This is a genomic window from Anaerotruncus sp. 80 (genome assembly GCF_009936115.1).
Classification (GTDB): Bacteria; Bacillota; Clostridia; order Peptostreptococcales; family Anaerovoracaceae; genus Senimuribacter; species Senimuribacter intestinalis.
This window is the reverse complement of record NZ_QWES01000066.1, coordinates 1-851: the sequence shown is the minus strand read 5'-3', so window position 1 is coordinate 851 and position 851 is coordinate 1. Positions and strand designations below refer to the sequence as shown.

1 protein-coding gene is annotated in these 851 nt (G+C 42.0%); it reads right to left on the bottom strand.

Annotation, left to right across the window (positions count from 1 at the left end):
* On the bottom strand, positions 1 to 851 hold an 851-nt coding region (locus D1155_RS15495; RefSeq protein ID WP_160203308.1), incomplete at both ends, for a BspA family leucine-rich repeat surface protein.

Sequence of the window (851 nt, the reverse complement as noted above, 5' to 3'; positions counted from 1 at the left end):
ACATGACCCTGCGTAACGCTACCATTGATACCATACTTACCCTCTATATCTTCCGCTTGGCTATATCCCATATCGTCTGGCACAAGATAGAGTGCACCCTTTTCCGGGTTTGTATTTCTGGCAAATCCAGTCCATTCTGTTTCATTGCAGGTCTGGATTCCGTTTATGACAACATCACCATAAATTTCCTCCACGTTGTCAAACATGGCACTGATGTCACACCCCTCTGGTATGATGATGCTTTGAAATTTCACCGCGCCACTGCTCATAAACATTCCCTTTAAATTTGCTCCACTCGAAAACTTCCAGTTTTCAATTCCGATCAGTTCTATTGGGGTTGTTGCACCCATGCAAAGCCAACCAAACATGTTATGTGCGTCCTTTACGTTTGACATATCCCAATTTCCCAATCCTGCAATTTCTTCTACAGTAGTTTCTCCAAACATTTCAACTGTAGCAATTACATTAGACATATCCAGAAGCGATACATTAATTGAAGATACATGCATTCCGAAAAACCAGCGCGAAGTGTTTACAGGCGAAACTTTGCTTCCAACTTCTACAGATGTTATATCATCGAGCCAGCTCCATGGTACGCCATTGCCGTTTATGTTGTAATCATTTTTTGCACCATCCCATGCTGGATATTCCTTTTTTATTGCGCCATGTGTAGCTTCATTAGCACCTTGGTCTTTTAAAAGTTCATTGATGATTAAGGTACCATCTGCGTAAAGAACTGTTCGACCGACAACTTGATTGTCGTTTAAATATATATGGCCCTGTGTCTGGTCGCCAGAAAGACCATACTTGTCAACAGTTTCCTGTGCCCAGGTCAATGTTGCTGTGTTAGT